At 72.1% G+C, this 13,871-nt stretch carries 16 protein-coding genes, 1 pseudogene and 1 riboswitch; of the genes and pseudogenes, 8 read left to right on the forward strand and 9 right to left on the reverse strand.

Annotation, left to right across the window (positions count from 1 at the left end):
- Nucleotides 1–216: 216 nt before the first annotated feature.
- The gene (locus ABT360_RS23700; protein WP_351819921.1) at nucleotides 217–507 is read left to right on the forward strand and encodes a DUF4190 domain-containing protein; all 291 of its coding nucleotides are present in this window, start codon (nucleotides 217–219) and stop codon (nucleotides 505–507) included.
- 9 nt (nucleotides 508–516) lie between these two features.
- On the opposite strand, the gene ABT360_RS23705 is transcribed toward ABT360_RS23700, so the two are convergent.
- Genes ABT360_RS23705 through ABT360_RS23730 form a run of 6 tightly spaced genes read right to left on the reverse strand, consistent with a single transcriptional unit; the run spans nucleotide 517 to nucleotide 4,993 of the window.
- Nucleotides 517–1,257: an urease accessory protein UreD gene (locus ABT360_RS23705; RefSeq protein ID WP_351820063.1), complete on the reverse strand. Its 741-nt coding sequence runs from the start codon at nucleotides 1,255–1,257 to the stop codon at nucleotides 517–519.
- Nucleotides 1,254–1,937 (reverse strand): urease accessory protein UreG, encoded by a 684-nt coding sequence (gene ureG / locus ABT360_RS23710; RefSeq protein ID WP_351819924.1) that lies wholly within the window; start codon nucleotides 1,935–1,937, stop codon nucleotides 1,254–1,256. Before ureG ends, ABT360_RS23705 begins: the two co-directional genes overlap by 4 nt.
- Nucleotides 1,938–1,955: 18 nt before the next feature.
- A complete protein-coding gene (locus ABT360_RS23715) occupies nucleotides 1,956–2,618 on the reverse strand; it encodes an urease accessory protein UreF (protein WP_351819927.1) in 663 nt (220 codons plus the stop codon).
- A 12-nt stretch (nucleotides 2,619–2,630) separates the two neighbouring features.
- The gene (locus tag ABT360_RS23720; protein WP_351819930.1) at nucleotides 2,631–4,367 is read right to left on the reverse strand and encodes an urease subunit alpha; all 1,737 of its coding nucleotides are present in this window, start codon (nucleotides 4,365–4,367) and stop codon (nucleotides 2,631–2,633) included.
- A complete protein-coding gene (locus tag ABT360_RS23725; protein ID WP_351819933.1) occupies nucleotides 4,360–4,671 on the reverse strand; it encodes an urease subunit beta in 312 nt (103 codons plus the stop codon). The genes ABT360_RS23720 and ABT360_RS23725 overlap by 8 nt, the downstream gene beginning before the upstream one ends.
- 19 nt (nucleotides 4,672–4,690) lie before the next feature.
- On the reverse strand, nucleotides 4,691–4,993 hold the full coding sequence (locus ABT360_RS23730) for an urease subunit gamma (RefSeq protein ID WP_351819936.1): 303 nt from the start codon (nucleotides 4,991–4,993) through the stop codon (nucleotides 4,691–4,693).
- Between the two features lie 282 nt (nucleotides 4,994–5,275).
- Here ABT360_RS23730 and ABT360_RS23735 point away from each other — a divergent pair, with 282 nt between their 5' ends.
- Complete coding sequence (locus tag ABT360_RS23735) at nucleotides 5,276–7,444, forward strand: VCBS repeat-containing protein (RefSeq protein ID WP_351819939.1); 2,169 nt, start codon at nucleotides 5,276–5,278, stop codon at nucleotides 7,442–7,444.
- A 61-nt stretch (nucleotides 7,445–7,505) separates the two neighbouring features.
- Here ABT360_RS23735 and ABT360_RS23740 read toward each other — a convergent pair whose 3' ends face one another.
- Nucleotides 7,506–7,796, reverse strand: coding sequence for a type II toxin-antitoxin system Phd/YefM family antitoxin (locus ABT360_RS23740; protein ID WP_351819942.1), 291 nt, complete (start codon nucleotides 7,794–7,796; stop codon nucleotides 7,506–7,508).
- A 62-nt stretch (nucleotides 7,797–7,858) separates the two neighbouring features.
- On the opposite strand from ABT360_RS23740, the gene ABT360_RS23745 reads away from it, so the two are divergent.
- From ABT360_RS23745 to ABT360_RS23760, 4 genes and pseudogenes are all read left to right on the forward strand, one after another.
- The gene (locus ABT360_RS23745; protein WP_351819945.1) at nucleotides 7,859–8,467 is read left to right on the forward strand and encodes a ClpP family protease; all 609 of its coding nucleotides are present in this window, start codon (nucleotides 7,859–7,861) and stop codon (nucleotides 8,465–8,467) included.
- Between the two features lie 3 nt (nucleotides 8,468–8,470).
- A pseudogene (locus tag ABT360_RS23750) lies at nucleotides 8,471–8,818 on the forward strand (hypothetical protein).
- Between the two features lie 329 nt (nucleotides 8,819–9,147).
- A riboswitch (cyclic di-AMP (ydaO/yuaA leader) is annotated at nucleotides 9,148–9,320 on the forward strand.
- Nucleotides 9,321–9,324: 4 nt separating this feature from the next.
- Nucleotides 9,325–9,801 (forward strand): C40 family peptidase, encoded by a 477-nt coding sequence (locus ABT360_RS23755; RefSeq protein ID WP_351819948.1) that lies wholly within the window; start codon nucleotides 9,325–9,327, stop codon nucleotides 9,799–9,801.
- A gap of 52 nt (nucleotides 9,802–9,853) precedes the next feature.
- Entirely contained in the window at nucleotides 9,854–10,390 is a 537-nt protein-coding gene (locus tag ABT360_RS23760; RefSeq protein ID WP_351819951.1) for a DUF6328 family protein, read from the forward strand.
- Nucleotides 10,391–10,822: 432 nt separating this feature from the next.
- On the opposite strand, the gene ABT360_RS23770 is transcribed toward ABT360_RS23760, so the two are convergent.
- A complete protein-coding gene (locus tag ABT360_RS23770; RefSeq protein ID WP_351819953.1) occupies nucleotides 10,823–11,254 on the reverse strand; it encodes an ATP-binding protein in 432 nt (143 codons plus the stop codon).
- A 229-nt stretch (nucleotides 11,255–11,483) separates the two neighbouring features.
- On the opposite strand from ABT360_RS23770, the gene ABT360_RS23775 reads away from it, so the two are divergent.
- Together ABT360_RS23775 and ABT360_RS23780 are read left to right on the forward strand one after the other, a co-directional pair.
- Entirely contained in the window at nucleotides 11,484–12,353 is an 870-nt protein-coding gene (locus tag ABT360_RS23775; RefSeq protein ID WP_351819956.1) for a helix-turn-helix domain-containing protein, read from the forward strand.
- Between the two features lie 15 nt (nucleotides 12,354–12,368).
- The gene (locus tag ABT360_RS23780) at nucleotides 12,369–12,566 is read left to right on the forward strand and encodes a DUF397 domain-containing protein (protein WP_351819959.1); all 198 of its coding nucleotides are present in this window, start codon (nucleotides 12,369–12,371) and stop codon (nucleotides 12,564–12,566) included.
- Between the two features lie 22 nt (nucleotides 12,567–12,588).
- Here the strand turns inward: ABT360_RS23780 and ABT360_RS23785 are convergent, their stop codons facing one another.
- Nucleotides 12,589–13,788: an 8-amino-7-oxononanoate synthase gene (locus ABT360_RS23785; RefSeq protein WP_351819961.1), complete on the reverse strand. Its 1,200-nt coding sequence runs from the start codon at nucleotides 13,786–13,788 to the stop codon at nucleotides 12,589–12,591.
- Between the last annotated feature and the right edge of the window lie 83 nt (nucleotides 13,789–13,871).

Here is a 13,871-nt window from a genome sequence, read left to right on the forward strand (position 1 = left end):
GAGGCCGGCGGCGACAGTCGGGCTCCCCGGCGCGAAGACCGGCGCCCCAGAGGCGGCCGGCGCGGAGGCGAGTCGGCGCGAGGACCGGCGCCCCGGAGGCGGCCGGCGCGGAGCGGAGCAGACCGACCGGCACGGAGTTCTCACGCGGCGGGCATGGGACCGGCACATCGGGCAACACGGACGTTCACAAGTCCACCCCGAGCAGGGAGAGTTGTCATGGCCGGTTACGGCACCAGCGGTACGCACGGGCAGGCGCAGTCCCGTACGAACGGTCTCGCCATCGCCGGGCTCGTCTGCGGCATCATCGGCGTCCTGTTCCTCAATGTCATCCTCGGGCCGCTGGCCATCATCTTCGGTGCGGTCGGCCTCAAGCAGGCGCCGGTCAAGAACGGCGCGGGCATGGCGAAGGCAGCGATCGTCCTCGGCATCGTCGACCTGGTGATCTTCGGCATCCTGCTGGCCGTCGCCGCTTCCTCGGGCGGCTTCAGCTGGTACGTCGGCGCCTGACGCGAGCCGTCACCGGGGCGCCAGCACCGTCAGCGTTTCGTCCAGGACGCGCCGCAGGCTCAGGGCGTCCTGGGCGACCGCCGTCACCAGGGCGGCGGGCCCGGCGAGCGGTGTGAGCGCGGCGGTGTCCCCGATGAGCCGGGACTCGGCGGGCTTCCCGTCGAAGTCCGGGTCCACCACGAGAAGTTGACCGACGGCCCGGTGCCCTCCCAGCACCGCTCCCCCGTCCCAGCCGCCGGGCGCCCCCGGACCGTAGGCCAGTTCCTGGTCCAGCAACGGGCGTCCGGCGCGGCGGACGGTGAGGCGGGTGGTGAGGGTGCCGGGCTCCTCGGCGTGACGGCCGAGGACCTGCTCCTCACGCAGCACCAGCCGGGCGCCGGCCGCCAGGTCGACCGTCGTACGCATCCGGAGGTCGGAGCCGTGCGCGGAGACGAGCTGCTCCGGCAGCCAGCGCAGTTCCGCTCCTTCCCCGACGGTCAGGCGCACGTCGTAGCACGCGTGGCCGGCGTCCCGGCCCGGCAGGGCGACCGTGGCGGCCGCCGAGTCGACGGTGAGCCGTGCCCCGTCCCGTACCTCCGCCTCGACGGCCAGCCGGTCGCCGCCGAGCGGCGCGGTCATCGCGCCGACGACGGTGACCCGGGTGTACGGGCCGGTGGCGCGGGTGCGGCGCAGGGCGAGCGGCCCGTCACTCGCCAGCACGGACAGCCCCTCGGGGGTGGCCACGATCCGCGCGGTGGCGTGGACGCTCATCCGCGGGAGTTCCAGGCGGCGAGCTGTGCGCGCACCCATGCGGCGATGGGCCCGACGCCCTCCTCGCCGGTCAGGGAGGTGAAGGCGACGGGCAGGTCGCCGCGCTGCTCCTTGGCGTCGCGGGCCATCCGCTCCAGGTCGGAGCCGACGTAGGGGGCGAGGTCGGTCTTGTTGATCACGAGCAGGTCGGCCGTGGTGACGCCGGGGCCGCCCTTGCGGGGGATGTCGTCACCGCCCGCGACGTCGATCACGAAGATCTGGGCGTCGACGAGGCCCTTGGAGAAGGTGGCGGTCAGGTTGTCACCGCCGGACTCGACGAGGATGAGGTCGAGCGGGCCGACCGCGTCCTCCAGGTCCTCGACGGCTTCGAGGTTGGCGGAGATGTCGTCGCGGATCGCGGTGTGGGGGCAGGCGCCGGTCTCCACGGCCTGGATGCGCTCCGGTGGCAGGACGGCGTTGCGCAGCAGGAACTCGGCGTCCTCGCGGGTGTAGATGTCGTTGGTGACGACCGCGAGGGACAGCTGGTCGCGCAGTTCCCGGCACAGGGCGGCGACGGTGGCGGTCTTGCCGGAGCCGACGGGACCGCCCAGGCCGATGCGCAGCGCGCGGCGGGTGCCGTCGGGGCGGTGGGCGTCGGCGCTGACGGCGGCGGGGCCGTGGTGGGTGTGGTCGAGGTGCACGGGGAGCTCCAATCGGTGTTACGAGGCGAAAAGGCGTACGGGCCAGGTCGCGTGCTGCTCGGCCGTGATGTCGAGCAGCGGGGCGGAGGCGGCGGGCAGCGCGTCGATGCCGGCACGGGCGGCCTGTGCGGCCCGCTCGGCCACCCGGTCCATGTCGGGCGCGAGGCGGGCGAGGACGGCGGTGGCCTGGAAGGGGTCGAGGCTCAGCAGGCGCACGGCGGCCGTGGCGGGGCCGCTGACCGTCTCGTACGCGACGCAGTGCGCGGCGTCCTCGGGGGCGAGGCCCGCCGCTCGGGCGGCCAGGCCGAGGACGACCGGCTGGTGCGTGCCGCGTGGGAACGCCCGGGCGAGCGCGTCCAGTTCGGCACTGGGCCAGGTGGCGCGGGCGGCCCGCAGCATCTGGCGGCCGAGCTTGCGGGCGGTGGCGCGCAGCGCGGGCGAGGGGGTACGGGCGTCGGCGGCCTCGTCGAGCGCGGCCGGGTCGTGGCCGAGGGCGGCCGCGGCGGCCAGGGCGGCGGAGGTGAGCCCGCCGGTGTGCAGGCGGCCCCGGCAGAAGGCCTCCAGGTCGCGGGCGTCCCGGATGCGTCCCGCCCTGACGGCCGGTTCGGCGCCGCCCGAGTGGGCGTGACCACCGGCGGGGAACCGGCCGTCGGCGAGGACGAGAAGTGCGGCGCGTGTCATCGAGAAGTGTCCTCAGAAGAGGAAGTAGCGCTGGGCCATGGGCAGTTCGGCGGCCGGCGCGGGGTCGACCGGCTCGCCGTCGATCGTCACCGTGAAGGTGTCGGCGTCGACCTCGACGCGCGGCAGGGCGTCGTTCTCGCGCATGTCGGCCTTGGTGACGCCCCGGGTGCTGGTGATCGCCGTGAACTCCTTGGTGAGGCCCAGCCGTTCGGGCAGCCCGTCGTCGAGGGCGGACCGGGTGACGAAGTTGAAGGACCCGGCCGCGGCCGCCGTGCCGAGCGCGCCGAACATGGGGCGGGGCATGACCGGCTGGGGCGTGGGGATGGAGGCGTTGGCGTCGCCCATCTGCGCGTACGCGATCTGCCCGCCCTTGATCACCGTCTGCGGCTTGACGCCGAAGAAGGCCGGCTCCCACAGCACGAGGTCGGCGAGCTTGCCCGTCTCGACGGAGCCGATCTCCTGGTCGAGGCCCTGGGCGACGGCCGGGTTGATCGTGTACTTGGCGACATAGCGACGCGCGCGGTGGTTGTCGGCGCGGCCGTCGCCCGGCAGTGCGCCCCGGCGCTTCTTCATCACGTGTGCGGTCTGCCAGGTCCGGAGGATCACTTCGCCGACGCGGCCCATGGCCTGGGAGTCGGAGGAGATGATCGAGATGGCGCCCAGGTCGTGGAGGATGTCCTCGGCCGCGATGGTGGAGGGCCGGATGCGGGACTCGGCGAAGGCCAGGTCCTCGGGGACGGCCGGGTTGAGGTGGTGGCAGACCATCAGCATGTCGAGGTGTTCGTCGAGCGTGTTGACGGTGTGCGGCCGGGTGGGGTTGGTGGAGCTGGGCAGGACGTACGGCTCGGAGACGACGGTGATGATGTCGGGGGCGTGACCGCCGCCCGCGCCCTCGGTGTGGTACGCGTGGATGGTGCGGCCCGCGATGGCGGCGAGGGTGTCGCCGACGAACCCGGCCTCGTTCAACGTGTCGGTGTGGATGGCGAGCTGGGCGCCGGTCTCCTCGCAGACCCTCAGGCACGCGTCGATGGCGGCCGGGGTGGCCCCCCAGTCCTCGTGGATCTTGAACCCGAGGGCACCGCCGCGCAGTTGGGAGTGCATCGCCTCCCGCGAGACGGTGTTGCCCTTGCCGAGCAGGCCGATGTTGACGGGGTACGTCTCCAGCGCCTGGAACATCCGGGCGAGGTGCCAGGGACCGGGCGTGATGGTGGTGGCCTTGGTGCCTTCGGCGGGTCCGGTGCCGCCGCCGACGAGGGTGGTGATGCCGGAGGTGAGGGCCTGCTCGACGATGGTCGGGGAGATGAAGTGGATGTGCGCGTCGATGGCACCGGCGGTGACGATTTTGCCGTTGCCGGCGATGACCTCGGTCTCCGGGCCGATGACCAGGTCGGGGTGGACGCCGTCCATCGTGTCGGGGTTGCCGGCCTTGCCGATGCCGGTGATCCGGCCGTCGCGGATGCCGATGTCCGCCTTGACGATGCCCCAGTGGTCGATGATGACGGCGCCGGTGATGACGGTGTCGGGAGCGCCCTCGGCGCGGGTCGTACGGGACTGGCCCATGGATTCGCGGATCACCTTGCCGCCGCCGAACACCGCCTCGTCGCCCGCGCGTCCGGGGCCGCCGGAGCGGTCCTCCTCGATCTCGACGAGCAGGTCGGTGTCGGCGAGCCGGATGCGGTCACCGGTGGTGGGGCCGAAAAGGTCGGCGTAGACGGCCCGGTCGAGCAGGGCGCGGCTGGGCTCAGGCATCGAGGGGGCCTCCGGTCTGTCCGCGCAGGCCGGGGACGACACGCAGCCCGGCGAGCGGTACGAGTTCGACGTCGACGGGGATGCCGGGCTCGAAGCGTACGGCGGTCCCGGCGGCGATGTTGAGCCGCAGGCCGTGCGCGGCCGAACGGTCGAAGTCGAGGCCCGGGTTGGCCTCGGCGAAGTGGTAGTGGGAGCCGACCTGGACGGGCCGGTCGGCGGCGTTGAGGACGGTGAGGCGGGTGACGGGGCGGCCCTCGTTGAGGGGCACGGGCTCGTCCGCGTAAAGGATCTCTCCGGGGATCATCGGCGGCGCTCCTGTCCCGTCAGAGGATCGGGTCGTGGACGGTGACGAGCTTGGTGCCGTCGGGGAAGGTGGCCTCGACCTGGACGTCGTGGATCATCTCGGGGATGCCGTCCATGACGTCGTCACGGCTGAGCACCTTGCGGCCCGACACCATGAGTTCGGCGACGGTGCGGCCGTCGCGGGCGCCCTCCAGGATGTGGGAGGTGATGAGGGCGACGGCCTCGGGGTGGTTGAGCCGCACGCCGCGTGCCCTGCGCTTCTCCGCCACGTCGGCGGCGACATGGATGAGCAGGCGTTCCTGCTCGTGCGGGGTCAGTTGCACGTTTCACCTCACTGTCTCCCGCCCGATGTGATCCCGGGCGCAGCGGGACCCTATCCGGCTTCAACACTCTGTTGACCTGCGGGAACGAGTGTGGCGCAGAGATATTTCAATCTCGGGCAGAAGTTTTTCCGGCAGGTTAACTGCCCCTTTGCCGGCCCATGGTCATCGGGGCCCCGCGGACCTCGTGGGCTCCCCCGGTCCCGCCCCGGGTCTTATACGGACCGGTCGTCGGCGGGCCGGCCCTAGGATTCAGGCGATCACGTAACCAGAGGGGGGCATGACATGACCATCCGCAGGAGACGACGTACGGCGAGAACCGTCGGGTTCGCCGTCGTCGCACTGGCGGTGGGCGGGCTCGTTCCAGCCCCGTCCGTCGCGGCGGCACCCGCCGCGACGGACGGGGGCGAGGCCGTCATCACGTTCGGAACACTCAGCGGCACCGGGAGCCCGGAGGGAATCGCCCTGGGCGGCGGCCGGCTCACCGTGGTGGGCTGGGCGGACACCGGAACGACACGCGGCCTGTACGAGTACGACCTGCCGACCTCGGGCGGCCCGGAGCCCGGCCCCCGGCGGCTGGTGCAGGGCGACTTCTACATGGACTATCCGTGCGAGGGCGCGGGCGGCGAATACTCGTGCGCCGAGTTCGATTCCCGCCTGTGGGCGCTCGGAGACGGACGCGTGGGATACCGGACCCCACTCGACCACCCGGTCGCCTACCACGAGGCCAACGGCGGGAAGGTGCCCGCCGAACAGATCCACGTCACCTCGTACGTCCCGTACGACGACGTGGTGGGCGCGTCCGGTCCGTACATCGTCGTCAGGAACGCCGACGGGCCAGGGTTGCTCGTCGACACCTTCGACGCGGCCGAGACCGGGACGGCATCCCACTCCGTGCCGGGGAGCACGGCCGCCGTCTGGGGTGACACGCTGTGGAAGCCCGGGACCACGACGGGCACGGTCAGGTCGTACGACCTGCGCCAGAAGACGGAGTCGGCCGACATCAACATCGGCTCCGCATGCGTGCCGAACGACCTCCAGGCGGTCGGCCGCTGGCTGTACTGGGGGTGCTACGCCGAGCGCCGCGCCGGGGTGTGGGACCGCACGGAGGGGCGCGGCATACCGGTGCCGGTGGCGGCACAGCTGGGCGACGGCTTCGTGGTCTGGAAGGACGACGCCGATCCGGACGCAACCCGGCTGGTGCTGAAGGACTTCCACCAGGGAGCCGGTCAGCCCGCGCCCGAGACGGTGCTCGCACAGCGGCCGTCCATCGGCGAGTGGACGGTCGACAGGTTCGGCGGACACGTCGCGTACGTCGACGAGGCGCGCCGTATCCGGGTCCCCGCGGTGACCGTGCCGCGCTCGCCGCTCGCGGTCCTGGGCACGCACACGTCGGCGTCGGTCGACCTGCGCGCGGCCTCCCCGTCGCCGTGGACCGGGCTGTGGCGGCTGAGTCGCCCGGTGGCGTCCTGGAAGCTGACCTTCCGTGACGCCTACGGCAACACGGTGCGGGAGATCGCGGGCACCGACCGCGACGGCGCCGCGATCCGCGCCAGCTGGGACGGCCTCGGCGCCGACGGCAGGCCCGCCGTGAGCCGGCCGCACCACTGGGAGCTGAGCACCGACCTGGGCGACGGCACCGGCCCGAAGGTCGTCAGCCGCGGCACCACGCAGGTCCTCGGCGGGCGCACCGCCCACCGCGACGCCAACGGTGACGGCCTGGGCGAGTACTACTCCATGACCGAGGGCGGCAAGCTGGCCGCACACCGCATCGGCGCCGCCGGCGGGGACTGGTCGAGCTCGCCCTGGGACCCGGCGACCCGCTTCATCCCGTTCGGCGACATCGACGGCGACGGCTGCGACGACATGCTGCTGCGGACCACGGACGGCAAGCTGTGGCGGAGCGGCGGAAAGTGCGAGGGCGACTTCGCCCCGTCCTCCGCCGCGGCCCCGCACGTGCAGATCGGTACGGGCTGGAATGGTTTCGACCACTTCGCCGCGCCCGGTGACTTCACCGGCGACGGCCTGCCGGACCTGCTGGCGAGGCAGACCACGACCGGCTACCTCTTCCTGTACAAGGCGAACGCGGCCGGCGGTCTGGACCCGGCGGTACGCGTCGGCACCGGCTGGACGGGGTACCGCCTGATCGGCGCGGGCGACGTCGACGGCGACGGGCACGGTGACCTGCTCGCGCGCGATTCGTCCGGTGAGCTGTGGCGGTACAGCGGCACGGGGCAGGGCACGTTCAAGCCGCGGCAGCTGCTGTTCCAGGACTGGGGCGCCGGGCGCTCCGAGATCATCGGGGTCGGCGACATCAGCGGTGACGGGCTGCCCGACCTGTTGTCACGCGACACCAACGGCAAGCTGCTGCGCAACAAGGGCGATGGCAAGGGCTCCTTCGGGGCGACCCTGACCATCGCCACGGGCTGGCAGAACTACCGGTCGCTGTACTGACCGACAGCGGGATGACCCACCGCAGCGGGGGGAGCCACGGCGGCTCCCCCCGCTGCTTTCGTCAGTGGCCCGGCAGCTGCGGACCGCCCGGGCGGTGCTCGGCGGCGATGCCGAAGCGGCCCTGTTCGCCCGGAGCGGAGGACGGGACGTCGCGGACGGTGGAGAGGGTACGTACCACCTGCTCCTCCGCCGCCTGCTCCACTTCGAGTCGTTCCAGGTCAGCGGCCGACACCAACGCCACGAGCGGTTTGCCGTGGCGGGTCACGACCACGCGTTCACCGCCGTAGACGACGCGGTTGATCAGATCGGCGAGCTCTGCCCGGGCTTGCGTCACCGGAATCTCGTAGGCCATGCTCCCATCATAACGGCCTGTACATCCTGTACATTTTTTGCAGAGATCAAGGGGGCACGGTCATGATCCGTACCGCGCGTTACGTCCTGCCCGAGTTCACCGAACGCACCAGCGCCGGGAGCCGCACGCTCGACCCGTACTCCAAGCTCCTGGAGGAGAGGATCGTCTTCCTGGGAACCCCGATCGACGAGACCGCCGCCAACGACGTCATCGCGCAGTTCCTGTACCTGGAACACGCCGCGCCCGACCGGGACATCTCGCTCTACATCAACTCCCCCGGCGGGCCCCTCAGCGCCGCGTCGGCCATCTACGACACGATGCAGGCCGTCCGGTGCGACGTGGAGACGACCTGCATCGGCCAGGCCGCGTCCACCGCCGCCGTCCTGCTCGCCGCCGGAGCCCCCGGCAAGCGGATGGCCCTGCCGGGTGCGCGCGTGCTGGTCCAGCAGCCCGCGACGGAGGAGCCCTTGCGCGGGCAGCCGTCGGACCTGGACATCCACGCGCGGGAGTTGCTGCGGCTGCGCGACCAGCTCGCCGGCATGCTCGCCCGCCACACCGGCCAGAGCCGCGACCGGATCGACGCCGACCTGGAGCGCGACACGGTCTTCGACGCGGCCGCCGCCGTGGCGTACGGCCTGGTCGACCATGTCGTCGCCAACCGCAGGCGGTGACCGATGCCGTCACCCGAGCCGCCCGAGCCGATCGGGCCGCCGTCCGAGCCCCCGCCGCTCCCCGCCCTGACCCGAGCCGAATGCGCGTTCGTCGACAGTTGACTCGAGGTCGTCGACCTCCTGGGGCGGATCAACCCGGCGCGCGCCACCCACACCTACAGCGCCCTGCGCGCGGCACAGGCCCTCGTCGGACGTGCGACGGCGCTGCGCGACGCCCTGACGTCGATGCACGAGCGCGGCGAGAGCGACGTGCATGCCCATACGCTGGCGCGAGCATTGCGGGTGCTTGACGGCGAACGGCGCGCGGGACGCGTGACGGTGCCTCAGAATCGAGGCGTGGGGCCGACGTAGCTCTCCCCCGAATGGGCTCAGGAGTACGAGAACCGGTCCCTCGTTCAGCGTACGCAACCGGACGAATTTCGTACGACCCGAGTTGCGCAGCAGGTGTACACATCTGGCGGAATATCACCTTCCGCCGCTGGTGCGGGGATCGTCGATGTCTCGCCGCCGGGCACCAAATCCACCCTGTCCACCCGAACGGATCAGTCGTGAGGAGCCTCACAAACGGCCGTTTCGACTCGGAATTTCCCCTCGACATGGGTCAAGATCCCTCACGACGACAAGCCCCCGCCGCCGCGGCGGGGCGGTCCGGGCGGACGCCGAGTCCTGCCGCCGTTCCGGATGACTGGTCGACAGGAGTGGATCGGCAGGAGTGGAGGACCCGAGCAGTACGGGTGACCGAACGATGTACGTCCCATCGGTCGCCCTTGGGGTGAAGCCGCGTCAGCGGCCGGGCAACTTCGCCAGTCCGAACCCGACAGGTCATCCTTCACAGGCGGCTGACGAAGGGTTGCGCAATGACCGCGCAGATTCATGTCCCGTCTCTGCTGTCCCGGGCGGGTGCCGTCTCGGCACTCACCCTCGCCGCCGTCGGTGGCCCGATGCTGGCGCCCGGCGCCGTGTCGGATGCCCAGGCCGCCCCGGCGTACTCGACGAAGGCGCTGAACATCGCCGCGTCCAAGAAGGGCGCACCGTACAAGTACGGAGCGGCGGGCCCGTCCCGGTTCGACTGCTCCGGCCTGACGCTGTACTCGTACAAGAAGGCCGGCAAGACACTGCCGCGCACGGCACAGCAGCAGTACAACAAGACCCGCCACATCTCCGCCTCCAGCCGGCAGAAGGGCGACCTGGTCTTCTTCCATCGGGGAAGCAACGTCTACCACGTGGGTATCTACGCGGGTAACAACAAGATCTGGCACTCACCGAAGTCGGGGTCGGTGGTGAAGCTGGACAAGATCTGGTCGAAGTCGGTCTGGTACGGACGGGTCCGCTGATCCTCCCGTGACCCCGCGTGCATGAGCCGTGGTGCGGGGGTACTCGTCGGAAATGTCCGGCGAGAGCCCCCGCACCGCGCGCAACGAGACGCCCCTGGAGCGCGCCGACCGCAATTTCGCCGAGCTGCTCCAGGAACTGCGCGTCACCCAGACCGGCGTGCAGATCCTGTTCGCCTTCCTTCTGACCCTGGCGTTCATGCCCCGCTTCGGCTTGCTCGACTCCTACCAGCGGGGCATGTACGTCGTGACGCTGCTGCTCTCGGTCGTGGCGACGGTCCTGCTCACCGCCCCGGCCGCGCTGCACCGCACGCTCTTCCAGCAGGGCGCCAAGATCCGCATCGTGGCCGTCTCGTCCCGGCTGGCGAAGATCGGGCTCGGTGTCCTCGCCCTGGCGCTGACCTGTTCCGTGTCGCTGGTCGTGGATGTGGTGCACGGCCGCCCCGAGGGCCTGGCGGCGGGCGGCTTCACCCTGCTGGTCTGCGCGGGCCTGTGGGGGTTCCTCCCCCGCCTCGTACGGCGTCGACTCAGCGCCCGGCCACCGGAGCGACCAGCAGAGACACACACAGGGCGGCGAGTCCGCCGCCGGTGACGCCCTGCACGGCCCTGGCGGTACGCGGCCGTCGCAGCCATCGCCCCAGCCGGTCGACCACCAGCGCGACGGCCGGGAACCCCACGAGGGCGAGGACGACCGCGCACGGGCGTGCTGGGACTCGACGGGAGCAGGGGGCGGAACGGACGATCTCCGGGCCGGGCGCCGGGCACAGGCGGCGGAACGGACGGTCCCGGCGTCGAGGGCGGGGCGGTGGGCCCGGCGGCGGGGGCGGGCGGTCATGCCCTGGGCGTCAGGTCCCGGACGGCGGCGGCGGTCCTCAGGTGCGGGCGCGAGACCGGGCTCGGCGGGTGAGGTCCCGGAGGGCGGGGCGCGGGTGCACGGCGGGGCTGGTGCGGCCGGGAGCAGAGGCCGGGCCCCGGCGGACGCCCTCAGGCGGACGGCCGCGTCCTGGCCGGCGGCGGGGCAGGGTCAAGTCTGGACCGGGACCGTCCAGGGGAGGGCGATCCAGACGGTCTTGCCGCCTTCCGGGGTCGGGGTGACCGAGAGGCGGCCACCGCACTCCGCGGTGAGCCAGCGGATGATGACCATTCCGCGGCCGTTGTCCTGCTGGACCGCGGCGGGCAGCCGTTGCGGCCAGCGCGGGTGACTGTCGGTGACTCCGATGCGCAGCCGCTCGTCGCGCTCCAGCCGTACGTCGACGGTGAACGTCGGCGACTGGCCGAAGGTGTGCTGGACGGCGTTGGTGGCGAGTTCCGAGACGATCAGCCGTACCGTGTCGGCCGTTTCGGCCTCGGTGGGGAGGCCCCATTCCGCGAGGACGTCCGCCACATATCTCCGGGCGGTGGAGACCGAGGCGGGATCGCTCGGCAGAGTGACGGATGCTTCCTGATGGTCTGCCATGGCGACGCTGTCCCTTTCCCACCGGGGCCGGACTCCGACACGTACCGGATGTTTTGTGAGGACGGCCTCGGATTGTGCTTCGCGCCAGACTGCCACTTATGTCGCCCCTGTTGGGGGCGATCCCCCAAGATATGCATATATCTGTCGCTCGAAGCGGTGAACCCTGCGACGCGAGACCGGATTTGGGCGGCAGACTGAGGGGTTGGCCCGGCTGCGGGAGGAGGCGGTCATGCGAGGCGCTCGGCACGGCCCGGCGGTGCGTCGGCGCAAGCTCGGTGAGGAGCTGCGCGGACTGCGCCTGGCCGCCGGCCTCACCAGCCGCGAGGCGGCACGGCTGGTGGGCTGGCACCAGTCGAAGGTGAGCCGGATCGAGACGGGTGCGAGCGGGGTGACGGCGGCGGACGTCGCACGGCTGCTCGACGCCTACGGCGTTCACGACCCGCGGTTGCGGGCCCTGCTGGAGGCACTGGCGGGAGCGGCCGCGGACGGTGGCGGGGCGGGATGGTGGCATGCGTACCGGGGCGTGCTCCCGCCTCCGTACCAGGACTTCATCAGCCTGGAGGCACAGGCGTGCACGGCGCGCACGCTGGAGACCTCGGTGGTGCCGGGCCTGTTGCAGACCGAGGAGTACGCACGGGCGGTGACGCGTGCGGCGCTGGACGGGGTTCCCGCGGCGACGGTCGACTCGCTGGTGCGGGTGCGGATCGCGCGGCAGGAGGTACTGCGCGCCGATCCTCCGCTACGGCTGGAGGCGGTGCTCGACGAGGCGGTGCTGCGGCGGCAGGTGGGTGGGCCGCGGGTGATGAGGGAGCAGTTACGGCGGTTGCTGGAGTGGGCGCGGTTGCCTCATGTGCGGCTTCAGGTGCTGCCGTTCTCCACGGGTGGGTACGTCGGGCTCTCCGGCCCTTTCGTTATCTTCTCCTTTCCGAACATTTCTGATCTGGATGTGGTTGCTCTTGACCACTTGACGAGTAGCCTCTATCTCGAACGCACGGAAGACCTCGAGGCGTACGGCGCCGCCTTCCGCACCATGCAGGCGCTCGCCCTGTCGCCCGAGGACACATCGGACCTCATCGCCGGGATCGGTGACGGCGCGTAGGGAGAGGCACCCCCCATGTCTGCTTACCTCGCACACCACGACGGCCTGCGCTGGCGGCGCAGCAGCCGCAGCGTCGGCATGAACAACTGCGTCGAGGCCGCCCGCCTCGGCCCCGCGCAGCTGGCCGTACGCGACTCCAAGAACACCGCAAGGCCGCCGCTGCGGTTCTCCGCGACGGCCTGGGCCTCCTTCGTCTCCGCCCTGAAGTCCTGAAGTCCTGAAGTCCTGAAGGAGGTCAGCCGACCGGGACGGGTGCCGTACGGAGGATCGTCGCGACCGCCTCTTCCACCTGACGTTCCGTCAAGTCGGCACGGGCGGTGAGGCGGAGCCGCGAAATGCCGTCCGGCACCGACGGCGGCCGGAAGCACCCCACGGCGAGACCCTCGGCCCGGCAGTCGGCCGCCCACTTCACCGCCTGCTCCGGCGACGGCGCGCGTACGGAGACGACGGCGGCGTCCGGCCGCACGGCGGTCAGTCCGGCGGCGGTCAGCCGGGCGTGCAGGGTGGCCGCCACCGCACGCGCCCGGCCGGCCAGCCCCGGCTCGGCGCGCAGCAGCCCGAGGCTCGCCAGCGCGGCACCCGCGGCGGCCGGGGCGAGGCCCGTGTCGAAGATGAACGTGCGAGCGGCGTTGACCAGGTGGTCGATCACCCGCGCCGGCCCCAGGACCGCTCCGCCCTGGCTGCCCAGGGACTTGGAGAGGGTGAGCGTGGCGACGACGTCCGGGGCGCCCGCGAGACCGGCCGCGTCCAGCGCGCCGCGCCCGCCCTCGCCCAGCACGCCGAGGCCATGCGCGTCGTCGACCACCAGCGCCGCGCCGTGCGCCCGGCACGCCGCCGCGAATCCGGCCAGCGGCGCCGCGTCTCCGTCGACGGAGAAGACCGAGTCCGTGACCACGAGCGCCTGGCGCCCCGCGTGGGCGTCCAGGGTCTTGGCGACCGCGTCGGGGTCGGCGTGCGGGACGACCGCCGTCTCGGCGCGTGAGAGCCGGCAGCCGTCCACGATCGAGGCGTGGTTGCCCGCGTCCGAGACGATCAGCGAGCCGCGGGCGCTCAGCGCGGTCAGGGCGGCGAGGTTGGCCGCGTACCCGGAGGAGAACACCAGCGCCGCCTCGAAACCGCAGAACGCGGCCAGCTCCCGCTCCAGCTCGGCATGGAGTTCGGTGGTGCCGGTCACCAGCCGCGAACCGGTGGCGCCCGCGCCCCAGCGGCGGGCGGCGTCGGCGGCCGCCGCGGTGATGTCCGGGTGGTGGGTGAGGCCGAGGTAGTCGTTGCTCGCGAGGTCCAGGAGGTCCGGCACGGCCGGTCGCGGGCGGAGCGTGCGGACGAGGCCGGCGTCGGCGCGGCGGCGCGCCTCGGTGTCGATCCAGTCGAAGGGCGAGCCATGGGGCGGGGCCAGGGGCGGGGCGAGCGGCCGGTCGAGCGGAGCCTGGGGCATGTCCGGTTCCCTTTTGTAGACAGCGAACAGACCCTAATAGTGGTCGGGTGCTCCCGGAGTGTGGTTATACACACACTCGAAAC

The sequence above is a fragment of the Streptomyces sp. NPDC000229 genome, from assembly GCF_040300825.1.
Classification (GTDB): Bacteria; Actinomycetota; Actinomycetes; order Streptomycetales; family Streptomycetaceae; genus Streptomyces.